General features: G+C 62.4%; 1 other RNA gene and 1 pseudogene. Both read right to left on the minus strand.

From position 1 onward, the window contains the following. A pseudogene (locus tag JCM25156_RS25945) lies at nucleotides 1-466 on the minus strand (SspB family protein); the annotation flags it as partial. Nucleotides 467-683: 217 nt separating this feature from the next. Then, nucleotides 684-1,007, minus strand: a transfer-messenger RNA (tmRNA) gene (gene ssrA, locus JCM25156_RS28235). Between the last annotated feature and the right edge of the window lie 60 nt (nucleotides 1,008-1,067).

Genomic DNA, 1,067 nt, shown 5'->3' on the forward strand with positions numbered 1-1,067 from the left:
GCCCCGGCTTCAGGCGCCTGCACCGGCACCACGTTTTCCGGCGCGGCGGCCACGGGCGGCTGCTCGGGCACGGTAAAGCGCAGGGCGAGACGGATATGCGGATCTGCAAAGGCGGAAATGGCCGCCACGGGAATGACCAGCGTGGAGGGAATGCCCCCAAACGACAGCCCGACCGATATGGTGCCCTGCGCGTGATCCACCTTCAGGCCCCAGAACTTGTGTTGCAGGACGATGGTGATCTCATGCGGGTACTGGGCGCGCAGGTGGCCGGGCATCTCCACGCCCGGCCAGTCGGTCCGGAATGTCAGGTAGAAATGATGATCGCCCGGCAGGCCGTGTTCGGCGGCGTAATCCAGCGCGCGCAACATGACCTGACGGTATGCTCCCTCGATCCAGGAATCATAGGGCATGAGCTGTCGGGGATGGCGGCGTCAAAACCGTTTTCCTCGTCATGATCATCGGACATTTCGGACTTCTCCGTAAGATCCGCCCGGACATTCACGACCGGAGCGGATTTTTGCAGACATGCGGGTTCGGACCACGCCGTGCCACAGGACCAAGCTGTGCGTCAAACCCGCCCCCATGGCAAGCCACAGGCACGGCGCGTTTCTTCACGAAGCGGATAGCGATAGCGCGCCACCCGCGCCGCCACGGCGTGAAGAACGGATACACGAGGAAAATGAAGTGGGAGGGCTTCTGTTGCCCGGTGCCCTCCCGAACCGCGCTTATCGCTTATGCAGCGACAGCGAGCACCTCAGAGTTATCGTTGGCACTTGTGATTTAGCCCGATAACGGTGGTACAATGCCGGGCAAAAGGCGGGTCTTTACCATGCGTGTCGAGCCTGTTTCGTCCCCATATTCCCCTATTGGGGGAAAGCTGGTGGAGACGCCGGGTACCGCCCCCGGGTCCACAACACTTATTCCACGCGCCGTTTATCGCCATAGCCAAGGGGCAAGCCCCTCCTGCACTTCCGAACATAGGGAGTGCCACGGCATATGACAAGGGGGAGGCGGCGCTGACCGGCACGGAAATTCATTCCCCCCCGGCGCGCAAAACCGCTGGCCCG

The organism is Komagataeibacter kakiaceti JCM 25156, from assembly GCF_000613305.1.